Origin of the sequence: Blautia sp. HCP28S3_G10 (assembly GCF_052065235.1) — a bacterium.
In the GTDB taxonomy this organism is placed as follows: domain Bacteria; phylum Bacillota; class Clostridia; order Lachnospirales; family Lachnospiraceae; genus Blautia_A.
Genome location: NZ_JBQHUL010000020.1, coordinates 47278 through 62286, shown reverse-complemented (window position 1 = coordinate 62286; position 15009 = coordinate 47278). Strand labels below are relative to the sequence as shown.

The following is a 15009-nucleotide window of genomic DNA, read 5'->3' as shown; positions in this document are numbered from 1 at the left end:
CTGGAATACAGCCAGATTTTTGTTGATTTTGAAAAAAATAAAAAGAAAAGAAGTTTTAAAAGAAAAATGGTGCTGGGCATAACACCCAACACCAAGTTTGTCTACAGTCTGCAATGGCGGGCATCACTTCATAGTGATGTCCGCCATTTTTCCTTTTGTAACTGTAAGAAGATCCTGTAACGGTACCTTCAGAGTAAGTCCGATACGGCCTCCGCTTACATATATTTCATCAAAATTTCCTGCTGATGCATCAAATACTGTAGGATACAGTTTTTTCATTCCAAGTGGGCTGCAGCCTCCTCTTACATATCCTGTAATCTTGAGGATATCTTTGACATGGATCATATCCACTGCCTTTTCTCCTACCGCTTTTGCCGCTGCCTTACGGTCAACTTCCTTCTCAATAGGCACTACAAAAACGTAATATCCACCACTTTTGCCTTCCATTACCAACGTCTTAAATGACTGATCATATGGTGCACCGATCAGATCTGCGCTGTGCAGCCCATCAATAAATTCATCGCATTCATATGTAAAAGTTTCATATGAGATTTTCTGTCTGTCAAGCATTCTCATTGCATTCGTCTTAGCTTCTTTTGCCATGTTGTCCCTCTTTTCTGTTTCTGGATCTGCCGCTGTTCTGTCTTCCTGTAAGCTTGTTCCACAGTTCTTCACCCTCGCGGTCATCTTCATCCATCATTTCTCTTACAACTTCATCATCAAGAAGATCCTCATCTATAGGTTCTTCATCGTAAATATCATCGCCATAGTATTCCTGCATTCTCTGAGGCTGCTTTCTCTTATAAGAATCCAACGGAAGATCCAGTTCACTGTTCTTTTTTCCCGGACGATATTCCACTGTTTTCTCATATTCAGGAGCAGCATCTGCATACCTGTGGTTTTTTTTCTCAGGTTTCAACCGGATATCTGCCGGCCGATGTTCCCGTCTGGAAGACTCTCTTCTCTTTTCAGATGATCTCCTGGATTCCTCACGGGATTCTCTTTGCTTATCTTTGCGTTTTTTCTTTTCTGAACGCTGCGGGAGATACTCCTGAGGATCTATATAATCAGAACTTTTTTCAGCATTTTCGATCTTTTTGTGGATTTCCGTCTCATCTTCTTCATCGTCATAAACTTTTACGCGATTTGTCGCAAACTGAATCAGCATTCCCAGAAGTGCAAATCCCACACTGAGTCCCACTCCATATGGAATATCCGCCATATTTCCAAGTCTTGCCAGCGAAAAGCCTGCCATTGCGCCGCCAAGAAGACTTGTTCCTACTATGAGAATCACTCTCGCCTGCTTCATTGCCATAACACCAAGTCCCACACCAAGCATCAGGCAGAAGAAAAATGTCAGAGACGTGGTCGGATGGATCACATAGGTCCCCAGTCCCAGTCCAATTCCCATACCAAGGATAAAAATACCCACTTTGTAACTGACAAAAGCAATAGCAGCAAGAACAACACCTGCCACCACTGCAAAAACTGCATACATATATTTTTCCTGTACACCTGTACTGTATGCCACACCAACTCCCAGTCCTGCACCGATCAGAAATCCAAACAGCATCATCCAGAACCGCAGAAGCCTGTATCCAAGAATGCAGTTCACTACTCCAAGAACAAAAAGAACCCCGAATCCAATCACTGCAAAACTTGAAATCTGTGGTAGTGTTCCCTGATTTTCCAACATGTTCATAGCCTGCTGTAAAATGTCTGTCATATAATCACCTCTTTCTTAAAATATAACCGTTCAGTACCCTCACAGTTATAAGGCAAAATGCATTCCAAATCACCTTCGATGATATCATTTTGCCTTGTATGTCTATAGTTACTTCAAAACATAAAATATATAGTCTTCAGATTATCCAGTATACCATAATGATACTGGATTGTATTCTTACCGTATATTTCCATATAATATCTGGCGGCTGCCTCTATCGCAGAATTCTGTATCCATTCCTGACAGGCCTGATCAAAAGCTTCCCGACTGCTGAATTTGAAGCGTATCACTGCTGCCCCGTTATCAAGTCTTAATCTGCACAAACCATAGACAGCCTGATAGTCATATGTATCAAAGCAGGCCTGATTCATTACATAAAAATTTTTGTCTGTTGCTGTACACTGCGGCACCTCAAATTCATCAGATGCTGTATAAATCTGTTCATATTCTTCAGGAAAAGGGCACAGATAATCATAAATAATGGTTTTGTGTTCCGCAAGCTGTACTGCGTCCCCCTCAAGGAACTGTGGCTGATCGCCATTGGTCGGATCCATATAATAATACTGACCGTCTATCTCCACAATATCCCATGCATGACCTTCTGAGCTGGAAATCGTACTTCCCTCCACATAAATAACAGGAATATTCAGTTTTTCCAGAAGATACTGTGCTGCCCTTGCATATCCTGCACATACTGCCTGTTTTTTCCAGAAAGTTCCTGCAATATTCTGATCATCTTCAGAAGAAACATACTCTGTATTGTCAATCAGATACGTATAGACATCTTTTACAATTTCATATGAATCTGTCGTTTCCGCAGCCATCAGACTCACTTCCTGCCATGCCTGATCTGCAGCTGCCTGAATTTTTCCGATTTCTTCTTCTGTATAAGAATATCCTGGTGAAAATTTGCAGTAATCCGTATCAGGGTAGGAAGTTGTATACACCTGTTCTCTGTTCTGTACCCAGAAAAGTTCCGAGTGGTCTTTCAATAGTGCATGATACACCCTGTTGATCATATCTTCATCTGAAACAGACAGATAAAAATCTTCCTGGCGTCTTCTGATTCCCTCAAGCATTTCCCTGTATACTCTTTTCTCTTCATCTGTAAGCAGGTGGAAATAATACTCCTGAAAACCAGCATCATATTCTTCCACTTCCCGGGTTCTCAGTTTCCGTACCTCTTCCGGTTCCTGTTTCCAAAGATTCTGTATATAATCCACAATATTTCCATAATCGGCTTCTGTGCTTCTGGTCTCACTGGATTTGTCCTTCCAATCTGCCCACGCCACTGCAAGAGCCACAATTATAATAAACAGGCATAATTTTTTCGGGAATCTGCCTTTTTTCATCTTGTGCTCCTTTCAGATATTATTTCCTGAAATATCATTTGTTCGCGATATTATTTTAACAAATATCATCTTCTAAAAAAAGAGTTGATATTTCTGTGTTTAAGGATTACACTGATTTTTGAGTTTTTAGTATAACATATTCTGAACAGGAGTCTGTAGCATGAGTATTAAAATCCCTATTGAAACTTCAGCCCGTCATGTTCATATATCCAAAGAAGATTTTCAACAGCTTTTCGGGCCTGAGGCAGAACTTCATTATATCAAAGAATTAAGTCAGCCCGGACAGTATCTCTGTCAGGAAAGGATCACTGTCTGCGGTCCCCGTGGTACTTTTGAAAATATGGCAATTCTCGGTCCGTTCCGTAACGAAACACAGATTGAAATTTCTCTTACTGACAGCCGAAAGCTTGGTATACCAGGCGTGATCCGTCAGTCCGGCGATATAGGAAATACCCCCGGCTGTATTCTCAGAAGTGCCGATCGTCAAATAGAAATCCCCAGAGGCGTTATTGTTGCCAAGCGCCACATTCATATGTCTCCGGGAGATGCAGCTTCCCTGCAGATACATGACAACGAAGAAGTTTTTGTTCTCACCAAAAGTTACGGCCGTGCTCTTATCTATGCGGACGTTGTAGTCCGTGTACATCCCGGTTTCCGCCTTGCCATGCATGTAGATACTGACGAGGCAAATGCTTTTTCAAGTGATAAAGATCCATATGGTGTGATCGTGCGTTTCTTCGACCAGAACTATAATACACACAAATGGATTGACGATGTACTGTCAGGTATCCATCGCTAGATTTTTAAAATGCCCATGCAGAGTTTTCTTCCGCATGGGCATTTATTATTTATACAGCTCTTTTTATTTTAATCTTCAAAAGCCAGCGACACTTCTTCTTCCGGCAACTGCGGAAGAATTATCATTCCATCATCTGAACTGGTTATAGATTCAGATGATGACGGATTCTGTACTCCCTGAACTGCTGATGAAATACTCTCTGCTCCATCATCAGTCAGAATATTTTCAGCATCTGCAGTTTCTTCATCTGCATTTTCTACTGTGATCTCAACTTCTTCGCTGTTTTTGGCTGCTGCTGTTTCATCACTGGTAAATTCATCTGAAGTATTATCTGTTGAAACTGAAGAATCTGATACAGATACAGCTTCTGCATTACTTGCTTTCTGCCCGTCATTAATCATCTCTGCAAGTTCTTCCTGGGTAGGATAGAATGATGGCTGACGGATATAACGGAAACTTGCTCCATATGCCTCGCCAACTGTAACGCCATTCTTGCTGGAAGAACAATGTACTGCGATCCAGTCACCTGCATCTGTCTTACCACAGATAATTCCTACATGGTTATCACTGCCCGCTTCCGGTCCCTTCTGGAATACAAGGTCACCAGGCTGTGCTTCCTGTTCACTTACAACATTGGCTTTTTCCCACTGATCAGAAGTACCGTCACCTACGCTGCTCTGCATGTCCTGATTCAGATAGCCATTGATAACTGACCAGGTAACAAATCCGCTGCAGTCCAGGCCATACGCTCTTGTAGTTCCTGTACTCGGGCTTCCGTCTGCTGATACTTTTTCGGCAGTACCCCAACTCGGATCTTCCCCGATCTGTGTGGACTTTCCACCCCAGAAATACCCCACTTCACCAACAAGTGAATAAGCTGCTGTAATAACATTTACACGCTCTTCAGAAACATCATCACCCACGCTCTGGCGTACAAATCCCCTGGCATCTGTAACGATTGCACAGAGAAGTTTACAGTCTGTCTCAGTATACTTTTTCAGGACAGTTCTGTTTTCCTGGGAAATATTATTCTCTTTGATATAATAGTTTACATGATAGTTTCCATAAGAAACATGAGTAATATTGTCTTTGTCTCTCTGAACAGGATTCAGTTCCTCAAAAATCTTTGCAAGTTCATCTTTACAGGAAGAGTCCAGTTTAAATTCTTTAACACCCTTCTGATTCTGTTCATAAACATAAACAGCCAGAACATCCTGCCAGTTACGTACAAGAAGAGAATCTGCTGAAGTAGTCAGTCCGTTATCACTTGTATCACTTACATCTGTCAGTTTGTTTTTTTCTTTATATTCTTCCTCGATTTCGTCCATCACTGATGAAAAATCATCATCAAAAGTCAGTTGGTAGTTCTCTTTCAGGCTGTCAAGATAAAAGTCTTTACCCGCATGAAGATTTGACACCATACTGGAATAGTACACCGGTGTCCCTTCTTTACCTTTGTTTTCTCCATCTGTAATATCAATTTCTTCATTTCCGTTATCAGTATTTTCCTGTTTTTTCTGAAGAGCAGAAATCTGTCTTTCCATCTGAACCAGAGTCTGATAATTGGTTACCTGTGCCTTTTCTGTTTCTGAAAGACTGTCATATGCTGCACTGAGTTCACTTACTCTGGAAGCCTGTTTCAGGGTAATATTCTCCTGTGCCAGTATATTAATATTATTGATCAGGTTCTGAACTGCCTGTGATACTGCCGGTTCAGTCGGATCCGGTACAACTGTCGGTGTTATATCATCTGAAAAATCCGGTGTTTTAGTCGGTTCCGGGTTTGGTGTATCCGTCGGTGCCGGTGCCTCTGTCGGTGCCGGTGCTTCTGTTGGTACCGGTGCTTCCGTAGGTGCCGGTGCTTCTGTCGGTGCCGGTGCTTCTGTCGGTGCCGGTGCCTCTGTCGGTGCCGGTGCCTCTGTCGGTGCCGGTGCTTCTGTTGGGGACGGTACCTCTGCTTCTTCTGACTGTTCCATTACTGTATCTTCAGCCGCTGCCATAACAGACATCGGTCCTGATAAAACCATAGCTGATAAAATGGAAATGCATAAAAATCTAGTCACAAACTTATTCTTCATTCTCTTAACTCCCTTCCAAGGACATATCTTCTCCCCCTCTGCAAAGGTATGTTTCCTTACTAAACACAAACTGTTATTGTTTTTCACAACAACATATATTACAACTCACACAACAACTGCAGTTATTGTATCACAACTTTTTTTCAAAATCAACCGCCGGAGCACTGGCCCCGGCGGTCTTAAGACAGATTTCATATTTTCTTCATATTTCAGGCACTGACTGCCGGCATCGATGCCGCAACTGCCACGCACAGCTGGAAAAGTCCCTGAAATACCTGATAACACACACTTAAAATATAATGAATATCTTCATCTATATTTCTTTTTCGGTTCAGATATTCACTGTGACGCATCCTGATATATGCCAGAAGTTGAGAAAGATTCTCAAATCTGATATTCTTTTCTGCATAAACATCAGCTTTCCCGCTTCTGACAAAGCTTTTCAGTTCGTTTTTGAGATTTTTTTCATAGGAATTATGTTCTATCAGTGATCCATCAAAAGTCCTGTTATGCGGAAATGTAAAATAATCTGCAATGTAATGCATCACTTCGCCGGTTCTTCTCCAGAACACCCTCTCATTCCAATGCCCTGCACCTTCACCGACCAGTTCTGTAATCTTACTTCTAACTTCATTGTAAGTACCAAAATATTCATGTCTCTTTGTCACAAAAGACGGCTGAATATCCGGAAGAATGTTTCCCAGACAGAATGCCTTTCTGTGCGACTGCAGACTTACGTTCGCCGGCATCTGGTCTGCCAGATATCTTGCCAGCAGTATATGTGATTTTTTTCGCAAAATAAACACTTCTTTCTTTAAATAAATGCCGTTTGCTTTAACCAAATATACTATAGCAGAGTTCACATTTTTTATCAAATGAAATATACGTGAAATTTTTGGAATATTTTAAATCGTGTTACAGTTCACAGTAACCTGGTCAAAATCCTGTATCTTTCTTATTCCGATTGCCATTTCGCGCTGCGCTTTATGTCTCTTAAACACCAGCTCTGACGGATATTTTATAATCCCGTTATTATCATACGGATCATTGAACCAGTATCCTTCCTCATCGTATCCTGTAAGCAGCATGCAATGTTCATTAGATATCCATGTAAATTCTTCACCTGTATCGTTCAGTTTCCACGAAGGTCCTGTAATTTCCTGTCTCATGTTGATACACGCCCAGAATATAACAGGCATATCTCTGTCTATATAATTTCTGAGCAACTCTTCCACTGCTGTCCCTGTTTCATTAATAAATTCAAACCTGTCACCGGCAGCTTTACTGAGTGCACGGATCAGTACCGGTGGATAACAACCGAAAGACTCCGAATCATAGGGACTTCCACAGAAATACTGATATGGATCCGGTCCATATAATTCCCCATGACGGTTTTCCATAGGTCTGCATTCCAGATATCTGTCAATGAATTCTTCCACTGTTATATCATATCCCAGATACTGCAGAAGCATAACTGCTGAAACACTCTCACAGCCTGTCGGATATTTCACACTCTGGTCTATGTATGGTACTCCTATACATTTCATCTTGACTGCTCCTTCGCGTCCTGTGCCGCTGACATTCTTTTAATTACAGTCAGTGTTACCAGCAGAAGGATCAGACTGATGCCCAGAACAACCCACCAGATATGGACAAAACCGGCAATAACATATCCTATAAAAGAAATAACCGCTACTATCAGTGCATACTGCATCTGAGTTGTCACATGATTAATGTGATTTGACTGTGCACCTGCCGAAGACATAACAGTTGTATCTGAAATCGGTGAGATATGATCACCGCAAACCGCACCTGCCAGAACTGCTGATACAGAAATGATCATCATCTGAAGGTTGCCTGCTCCGGAAAACATTGCTGTTGCAATAGGAACCAGAATTGCAAATGTTCCCCAGCTTGTTCCTGTTGAAAATGACAGAAAAACTGCCACAACAAAAAGAATTGCCGGAAGTATTACACTTGCAGATGTATTGCTGCCTACGATGTTCTTAACGAAAGTACTGATTTCCAGTGCATCTCCCATTCCTTTCAACGACCATGCAAAGATAAGAATGGCAATTGCCGGAATCATCATCTTAAATCCTTCCACAAAGCTGTCCATAAAGCCTTTAAATGTAACAACCTTTCTCGGAAGATAAAGAATCAGCATAAAGAATACTGTGATCATTGTCGCAAATATCAGACTTGTTTCTGCATCACATCCTGAAAAAGCAGTAACAATATCTGTAGCTCCGCCAAGGTATCCTGTGTAGATCATAGCTCCGATTGCCGAAACGATCAGTACAAGAACAGGAAGTACAAGGTCAATAACCTTACCCTTTGAAGAAATTTCTTCTTCTTTCACCTGATCAAATTCTTCTCCACCTGATGTAAAAAGGTCTCCTTTTTCTGCATTTTTTTCATGTATCTTCATCAGACCAAAATCAAATCCTGCCATGATCACAAAAAGTATCATCGTCAGTGTCAGAATGGCATACAGATTGTACGGAATTGTCGACAGAAACAACTGGAAGCCTGTAATTCCCGCATCTTCCGGTACATAGGAGTTTACTGCAGCTGCCCAGCTTGATATCGGTGCAATGATACATACAGGCGCTGCTGTTGCATCAATGATATAAGCCAGTTTTGCTCTTGAAACTTTGTAACGGTCCGTTACCGGCCTCATTACAGAACCGACAGTAAGACAATTAAAATAATCATCTACAAAAATCAGCACACCAAGTCCTGTCGTTGCAAGCATAGCTGATTTCTTGTTCTTAATCTTGCTTCCGGCCCATTTTCCATATGCTGCTGAACCTCCGGACTTGGACATAAGAACAATAATCATACCAAGAAGTACATCAAAAATCAGGATATTCAGATTCATACTGTTTTTCATGATGTCAAAAAAAGCTACAAACGCATTCCAGGGATGAAATCCCGTATAAAGAAGCGCGCCTGCTGCAACACCAATAAACAGAGAACTGTAAACTTCTTTCGTTACAAGTGCCAGAACGATTGCCAGAAGCGGTGGTACGAGTGACCACCATGTTCCGATAAACATTGATCCATCCATAATAAAATCCCCCACGCATTTTTTTATATGTAGTATAACATTTCACAGTCCTGTTGGCTACAGAATTTTGCGTGAGAAACCCGAAAAATTATCGATGATTAATGTTCACAGGTAATATCCCGATTCTATAATTTCTGCGGCGCCACGAGAACTCCCATTGACTTCATCAATTTAATATCATCTACAATGCCGGAGTAATACGACAACTCAGATACACGTTCTTCATGTGACCGCATGCATGCCATGTAATCTTCAATGATCCGTTTCATACCTGAATGTATATTCAGATTTTCATACCTTCTCTCCAGTTCTTCGAGATCTGCATTGTCCTGACGCAGATATTCATCCGCCGTATTCATACGTTCTCTGCTTTCCTGCATCATTTTTTCAATCTTGTTGTTGAGCAAAACTTTTACAAGAAGTTTTTCCATTTTATAATATCCTCCACCATAAACACACTTATTACTTCGTCATTATTCTATTAATTCCCGCAAAATTCGTCAACAAAATTCATATGACATAACTCGAGGAAATTCGACATTAGTTATCGCTTTTCTGCTCTCAATAAACGGATCACATAAAAAGAGGACCCAAAGGTCCTCTCCTCAGACAATGTTACTGTTTACTCCGTTCACAGCCCTTGGTTTCTGTAATTTCGTATCAATCGAACGTAATACTGTCAAAATCCGGGGTTCCCATAAGGTCGAACGGTGTACTCTGGTATACGTAATAATTCAGCCAGTTAGTATAAAGATTATTTGCATGCGCTCTCCACATCAGCAGTGGTTTATTTTCCGGGTCATTATCTCTGTAATAATTTTCCGGAATGTCAATCGGCAGTCCTTTACTCATATCACGTTTATATTCACCATCCAGGGTAATGCGGTCATATTCCGGATGACCCATAACAAAAATGCGGCGGCCACCCTGTGCCATTGCGAGAAAAAGACCTGCTTCCTCAGACTCCGCAAGTATTGTAATATCTTTGCATGCACGGATATCATCGATCGGAACTTCTGTGTGTCTGGAATGTGGTGCAAGGAACATATCATCAAATCCTCGCACGAGCGGGATTTTGCGGTTCAGTACTTTGTGCCAGAAAAGTCCGAACATTTTGTGATCCAGCTGACGTTTTTTCAGACCGTAAAAATGATACAGACTTGCCTGAGCAGCCCAGCAGAGGAAAATTGTTGAAGTTACATGACTGCCTGTCCAGTCCATGATCTCCTCAAGTTCATTCCAGTAATCTACTTTCTCAAATTCCATCTGCTCCACAGGCGCACCCGTAATGATCATACCGTCAAATCGCTGATCTTTAAGTTCTGAAAATGTCTGATAAAATTTGTTCAGGTGACTTACAGATGTATTCTTTGCCTCATGACTCTGCACTGCCATAAAAGTCACATCAACCTGCAGAGGTGTATTTGAAAGAGAACGCAAAAGCTGTAATTCTGTTTCTTCTTTCAGCGGCATCAGGTTCAGGATCAGGATCTGTATCGGACGGATATCCTGATGCATGGCACGTCCTTCATCCATTACAAATATATTTTCTCTTTCAAGAATTTCTTTTACCGGTAAATCTCCCTGTACTTTAATCGGCATTTTCTGTTCCTCCTTTTACTTGCCTTTCCTCATGATAAGACTGTTCTGTATTTACATTCCAGATATTCTGCTTGTTTTTTTCTCCCGTAAGGATATTTCTGACTGCTTCAAATGAAGTTACCATAGAATGGTCTATATTATTATATCTGTGCTGTCCGTTTCGTCCTACACAGTATAGGTTAGGTATGTCTGACAGATAACGGATCAGCGTATCTATTTCTTCATATGTATCAAAATATGCAGGATATGCTTTTTTGACTTTTTCCATATGTGTATCCAGAACATCTTCCCGGCTTTCGATCAGTCCTATCTCCAGCATCTCTGAAATCCCCATGTCTGCAAACTCTTTTTCTGTCATATTCCAGAGAGAATCCCCCTCTTCCACAAAATATTCCAGTCCAAGCCATACGGTATGTTCCAGATCTCTGACCATATATGGAGACCAGTTATTATAAATCTGAAATCTTCCCATCTTTACCCTGCGATCCTGTACATAAACCCAGCAGTCCGGTACAATATTCCCAACAGTACGGAGTCTGGTTTCATTCTTAAGCTTCAACCCGGACACCAGCACGCCAAGAGTCATATAGTCCCTGTAAGGAAGCCCTTCTGCAATTCTTCTTTCATTTGCAGGTACATTATCCATGCCTGTAACAAGATCTTTCACAGGCATAGAAGAGATCACACAGTCTCCGTTAATTTCCACTTTTTTTCCGTCTTTGACATACGTAAGACCTGTGATTATATTTTTATCATTTTTATGAATTTTAACAACTTTTGCATTTTTTATAATATTTCCGCCTGCTTCCTGAATTTTTGCAGCAGTTATTTCCCACAGTTCTCCCGGACCGAGTTTCGGGTATTTAAATTCTCCGATCAGAGATGTTTCTGTTTCTTTGTTTTCTTTATGAAAAACTTTGTACGCCATATCTTTCAGTACTGCTTTTATGGAAAGTCCTTTTACTCTCTGTTTTCCCCAGGAAGCATCTATCTCACGCGGATGCCTTCCCCATAAATTTTCTGTATAATACTCAAAAAACAATGAGTAAAGTTTTCTGCCAAATCTGTTTATATAAAAATTTTCGAGACTGTCTTCAGGTCTTTTGTGAAGTACAGCTCCCAGATAGCTGAAACCAACCTGCACAGTTGTGATAAATCCCATATTTTTCAGTGTATCCAGTTTCAACGTAACCAGGTAATCATAAAACTTATCATCAAAAAGGATTCTCGATACCCTGCGTCTTTTCAGCATAACATGGTCTGTCTTTTCAGGATCCGGACCATCTTTTTCAAGCGAAACTGTTCTGTCCAGAAGTCTGTCATCTATGGACGGGGCTCCCTGCGCCGGAAGCATCTTCTGCCACCATTCATTTACTTCCGGAATTTTTGAGAAAAAGCGGTGACCGCCCATATCCATGCGGTTACCTTTGTAGTTGACTGTTCTGGATATCCCGCCAAAACAGTCACTCTCTTCAAAAATTGTTACCTGTATCTCTTCTTCTGACTGCGTCAGAAGTTCATATGCAGCAGTCAGACCTGCCGGTCCCGCTCCTATTATAAGAATATTTTTCATTTTTCATCAACTTTTTTCAAAAAATCATCTTCAGAAAGAATTGGTATTCCCAGTTCTCTGGCCTTTTTGTTTTTGGAGGAATTGGAAGTCACATCATTATTTATAAGATAATTGGTTTTACCTGTGACTGAACCTGTAACTTTCCCGCCAAGAGATTCTATCAGCCTCTTTGCTTCACTCCTGTTCCCAAAATGTTCCAGACTTCCTGTAATAACAAAATTCATCCCTTTAAAAATCTGTTCTTCCGTAATTTCTTCTTTTTGAATATGAAGATGTGACAACATATGATCCAACTTGCGATTGTTCTCAGGATTCCCAAAATAATCCGTCAGACTTCTGGCGATCACAGGTCCAATTCCGTCAATTGCACTGATTTCTTCTTCATCTGCCTGGCAGATTTTATCCAGATCGTCATCAAAATGCCGGCATATCACCCTTGCATTGGAAAGGCCTATATTTGCAATTCCAAGACTGTAGATTACTTTTGCAGGCGTTGTTTCTTTTGCTTTTTCAATGCTGTTCATCAGATTATCAAAAGATTTCTCGCCAAAACCATCCATTGTTATGATTTCTTCTCTGTAACGTCCTATCTCAAAAATATCGCCAAAATCATGGATAAAACCTCTGGCAATAAATTTTTCCAGAGTTGCTTCTGACAAACCATCAATATTCATTGCATCTCTGCTTACAAAAAGCGTAAATGCCTTGATCTTCTTCGCCACACAGTCAGGATTCATGCAATAGAGCGCTTCCACTTCGTTTTCGCTGATCACTCTGGCTTCTTTTCCACAGACAGGACAGATATCCGGTATCACAAGGTTCCCACTTCGTGTAAGGTTCTCAGCGATCTGTGGAATGATCATATTTGCCTTGTATACCTGAATGGTATCACCAATTCCCAGCTGAAGTTCTTTAACGATACTCACATTATGAACGCTTGCCCTGCTGACAGTAGTTCCCTCGAGTTCTACCGGCTCAAACACAGCAATTGGATTAATAAGACCGGTTCTTGACGGACTCCATTCCACATCCTTAAGAGTTGTCTCACGAACTTCATCTGCCCATTTAAATGCAAATGCATTTCTTGGAAATTTCGCAGTTGATCCAAGGGAATCACCATATGCAATATCATCATACAACGCAACCAGTCCATCTGACGGGAAATCATTCTGTCGAACAGCCTGTGCAAAATAATCCATCGCCTCATCAAGTGATGCGCCGGTCACCATGTGGTATTCCACAGTTTCAAATCCCTGGCCTTTCAGCCATTCCATCTGCCATGCCCTCGAATTGTGCATATCCAGATCCTGCGCAGATACAAGGGCGAAAGCATAAAAACGGACATTTCTTTCTGCTGTTATATGATTATTCAGCTGACGCACTGAACCGCTGCAGAGATTTCTCGGATTTTTATATTTTGCATCAACATCTTCTATTGTTTCATTTATTCTTTTAAAATCAGTATAGGTGATGATTGCCTCTCCACGCAATACCAGTCTTCCCTGAAATGCAATCTTCAGAGGTATGTTTCTGAATACTCTTGCATTGTTGGTAATAACTTCTCCGACAACACCGTTTCCTCTTGTAACTGCTTTCTGAAGTTCTCCGTTTTCGTAGGTAAGGACAATCGTAAGACCATCCATCTTCCATGACAAAAGTGTGGGATGACTGCCTATAAATTCCCGAAGCACTTCTCTGTCTTTCGTCTTGTCCAGGGAAAGCATCGGTGATTCATGTGTTTCTTTTGGCAGTGCATCTACAGCTTCATAACCGACATTAACGGTTGGACTGTCTGCCAGAACGATTCCTGTTTCTTTTTCCAGTTTTTCCAGCTGATCGTACAGAGCATCGTACTCCCTGTTGCTCATTATTTCTCTGTCTTCCTGATAATATGCCTTTGCCGCGCGATTCAGCTTCTGAACCAGTTCTTTTATCTGATTTACGGCTGTTTCCATGTTTTCCTCCTGTCTCTGTTCCCGGCTGACTGTATGAACCCTCAAGTCTGCGGTTCAGTTCCTGCCATTCTTCTTTATTTATACTGCGGTATTCTCCTGCTCCCAGACCATTCAGTGTAAGATTCATGATTCTGACTCTTTTCAGGCTTTCTACTTCATACCCCAGATATTCGCACATCCGTCTGATCTGACGATTCAACCCTTGTGTAAGAATGATCCGGAAACTTTTTCTGCCGGTCTTCTCAACAGTGCAGGGCCTCGTAACTGTATCCAGAATCGGAATTCCTTCAGACATTTTTCTGACAAAATCAGCTGTAATCTCTCTGTCTACAGTAACCTGGTATTCTTTTTCATGGTAATTTCCTGCCCGCATGATCCTGTTTACAAGATCACCCTGATTTGTAAGCAGAAGAAGTCCCTCGGATTCTCTGTCAAGTCTTCCTACCGGATAAATTCTTACAGGATAATTTATATATTCTGTCACTGTGGTTTCGTTGAACTGCCTTCTGGTACTGCATACGATTCCTCTTGGTTTATAAAAGAGAAGAAGTACCTGTTCTTCTGTCTTCTTTACAGGTACTCCATCCAGACATACTACTGCATCCGGTTCAATTTTTTCTCCTGTTCCTATTTTATGACCGTTTACTGTAACTCTGCCACTGTCAGTAAGTCTGTCCGCTTCCCGCCTGGAACATACTCCGGCACTGCTAAGATATTTATTTATTCGAATTGTTTTTGAATTTTCTGTTTGATCTTTTCCGCTCATTATTTTATTATATATTTTTTTCAATCTGTCTGCAACCGCAGTTTTAGTCAAGACTTGTAATTTTTTGTCGGTTGTTGTATGATGT

At 41.1% G+C, this 15009-nt stretch carries 12 protein-coding genes and 1 pseudogene; 1 reads left to right on the top strand and 12 read right to left on the bottom strand.

Annotated elements, in window-relative coordinates; genetic code table 11:
• Nucleotides 1-123: 123 nt before the first annotated feature.
• The 3 genes from ybaK to ACTNB8_RS09745 form a co-directional block, all read right to left on the bottom strand.
• Nucleotides 124-603, bottom strand: a complete 480-nt coding sequence (ybaK, locus tag ACTNB8_RS09755; protein ID WP_441054228.1) for a Cys-tRNA(Pro) deacylase — start codon at nucleotides 601-603, stop codon at nucleotides 124-126.
• Nucleotides 587-1726: a TM7S3/TM198-like domain-containing protein gene (locus ACTNB8_RS09750; RefSeq protein ID WP_441054226.1), complete on the bottom strand. Its 1140-nt coding sequence runs from the start codon at nucleotides 1724-1726 to the stop codon at nucleotides 587-589. The genes ybaK and ACTNB8_RS09750 overlap by 17 nt, the downstream gene beginning before the upstream one ends.
• A gap of 113 nt (nucleotides 1727-1839) precedes the next feature.
• A complete protein-coding gene (locus ACTNB8_RS09745) occupies nucleotides 1840-3078 on the bottom strand; it encodes a transglutaminase domain-containing protein (RefSeq protein ID WP_441054224.1) in 1239 nt (412 codons plus the stop codon).
• Between the two features lie 160 nt (nucleotides 3079-3238).
• On the opposite strand from ACTNB8_RS09745, the gene ACTNB8_RS09740 reads away from it, so the two are divergent.
• A complete protein-coding gene (locus tag ACTNB8_RS09740; protein WP_441054222.1) occupies nucleotides 3239-3877 on the top strand; it encodes a PduL/EutD family phosphate acyltransferase in 639 nt (212 codons plus the stop codon).
• 68 nt (nucleotides 3878-3945) lie between these two features.
• On the opposite strand, the gene ACTNB8_RS09735 is transcribed toward ACTNB8_RS09740, so the two are convergent.
• The 9 genes and pseudogenes from ACTNB8_RS09735 to ACTNB8_RS09695 form a co-directional block, all read right to left on the bottom strand.
• The gene (locus ACTNB8_RS09735; protein ID WP_441054220.1) at nucleotides 3946-5955 is read right to left on the bottom strand and encodes a C40 family peptidase; all 2010 of its coding nucleotides are present in this window, start codon (nucleotides 5953-5955) and stop codon (nucleotides 3946-3948) included.
• Between the two features lie 209 nt (nucleotides 5956-6164).
• On the bottom strand, nucleotides 6165-6761 hold the full coding sequence (locus tag ACTNB8_RS09730; RefSeq protein WP_441054230.1) for a zinc dependent phospholipase C family protein: 597 nt from the start codon (nucleotides 6759-6761) through the stop codon (nucleotides 6165-6167).
• Nucleotides 6762-6860: 99 nt separating this feature from the next.
• Nucleotides 6861-7502 carry a C39 family peptidase gene (locus ACTNB8_RS09725; RefSeq protein ID WP_441054218.1) on the bottom strand — a complete coding sequence of 214 codons (642 nt, stop codon included), beginning with the start codon at nucleotides 7500-7502 and terminating at the stop codon, nucleotides 6861-6863.
• Nucleotides 7499-9028, bottom strand: coding sequence for a Na+/H+ antiporter NhaC family protein (locus ACTNB8_RS09720; protein WP_441054216.1), 1530 nt, complete (start codon nucleotides 9026-9028; stop codon nucleotides 7499-7501). Before ACTNB8_RS09720 ends, ACTNB8_RS09725 begins: the two co-directional genes overlap by 4 nt.
• Nucleotides 9029-9153: 125 nt before the next feature.
• Nucleotides 9154-9459: a hypothetical protein gene (locus tag ACTNB8_RS09715; protein ID WP_441054214.1), complete on the bottom strand. Its 306-nt coding sequence runs from the start codon at nucleotides 9457-9459 to the stop codon at nucleotides 9154-9156.
• 229 nt (nucleotides 9460-9688) lie between these two features.
• Nucleotides 9689-10630, bottom strand: a complete 942-nt coding sequence (gene metA, locus ACTNB8_RS09710; RefSeq protein ID WP_441054212.1) for a homoserine O-acetyltransferase MetA — start codon at nucleotides 10628-10630, stop codon at nucleotides 9689-9691.
• Nucleotides 10620-12203 carry an NAD(P)/FAD-dependent oxidoreductase gene (locus ACTNB8_RS09705; RefSeq protein WP_441054210.1) on the bottom strand — a complete coding sequence of 528 codons (1584 nt, stop codon included), beginning with the start codon at nucleotides 12201-12203 and terminating at the stop codon, nucleotides 10620-10622. Before ACTNB8_RS09705 ends, metA begins: the two co-directional genes overlap by 11 nt.
• Nucleotides 12200-14158: an NAD-dependent DNA ligase LigA gene (gene ligA / locus ACTNB8_RS09700; RefSeq protein ID WP_441054208.1), complete on the bottom strand. Its 1959-nt coding sequence runs from the start codon at nucleotides 14156-14158 to the stop codon at nucleotides 12200-12202. The genes ACTNB8_RS09705 and ligA overlap by 4 nt, the downstream gene beginning before the upstream one ends.
• Nucleotides 14159-14246: 88 nt before the next feature.
• A pseudogene (locus ACTNB8_RS09695) lies at nucleotides 14247-14924 on the bottom strand (pseudouridine synthase); the annotation flags it as partial.
• Between the last annotated feature and the right edge of the window lie 85 nt (nucleotides 14925-15009).

Coding starts and splice junctions, on each gene's coding strand:
- ACTNB8_RS09745 (WP_441054224.1), bottom strand. CDS start 3,078: ATGAAAAAAGGCAGATTCCCGAAAAAATTATGCCTGTTTATTATAATT.
- ACTNB8_RS09725 (WP_441054218.1), bottom strand. CDS start 7,502: ATGAAATGTATAGGAGTACCATACATAGACCAGAGTGTGAAATATCCG.
- ACTNB8_RS09735 (WP_441054220.1), bottom strand. CDS start 5,955: ATGAAGAATAAGTTTGTGACTAGATTTTTATGCATTTCCATTTTATCA.
- ligA (WP_441054208.1), bottom strand. CDS start 14,158: ATGGAAACAGCCGTAAATCAGATAAAAGAACTGGTTCAGAAGCTGAAT.
- metA (WP_441054212.1), bottom strand. CDS start 10,630: ATGCCGATTAAAGTACAGGGAGATTTACCGGTAAAAGAAATTCTTGAA.
- ACTNB8_RS09750 (WP_441054226.1), bottom strand. CDS start 1,726: ATGACAGACATTTTACAGCAGGCTATGAACATGTTGGAAAATCAGGGA.
- ACTNB8_RS09715 (WP_441054214.1), bottom strand. CDS start 9,459: ATGGAAAAACTTCTTGTAAAAGTTTTGCTCAACAACAAGATTGAAAAA.
- ACTNB8_RS09740 (WP_441054222.1), top strand. CDS start 3,239: ATGAGTATTAAAATCCCTATTGAAACTTCAGCCCGTCATGTTCATATA.
- ACTNB8_RS09720 (WP_441054216.1), bottom strand. CDS start 9,028: ATGGATGGATCAATGTTTATCGGAACATGGTGGTCACTCGTACCACCG.
- ACTNB8_RS09705 (WP_441054210.1), bottom strand. CDS start 12,203: ATGAAAAATATTCTTATAATAGGAGCGGGACCGGCAGGTCTGACTGCT.
- ybaK (WP_441054228.1), bottom strand. CDS start 603: ATGGCAAAAGAAGCTAAGACGAATGCAATGAGAATGCTTGACAGACAG.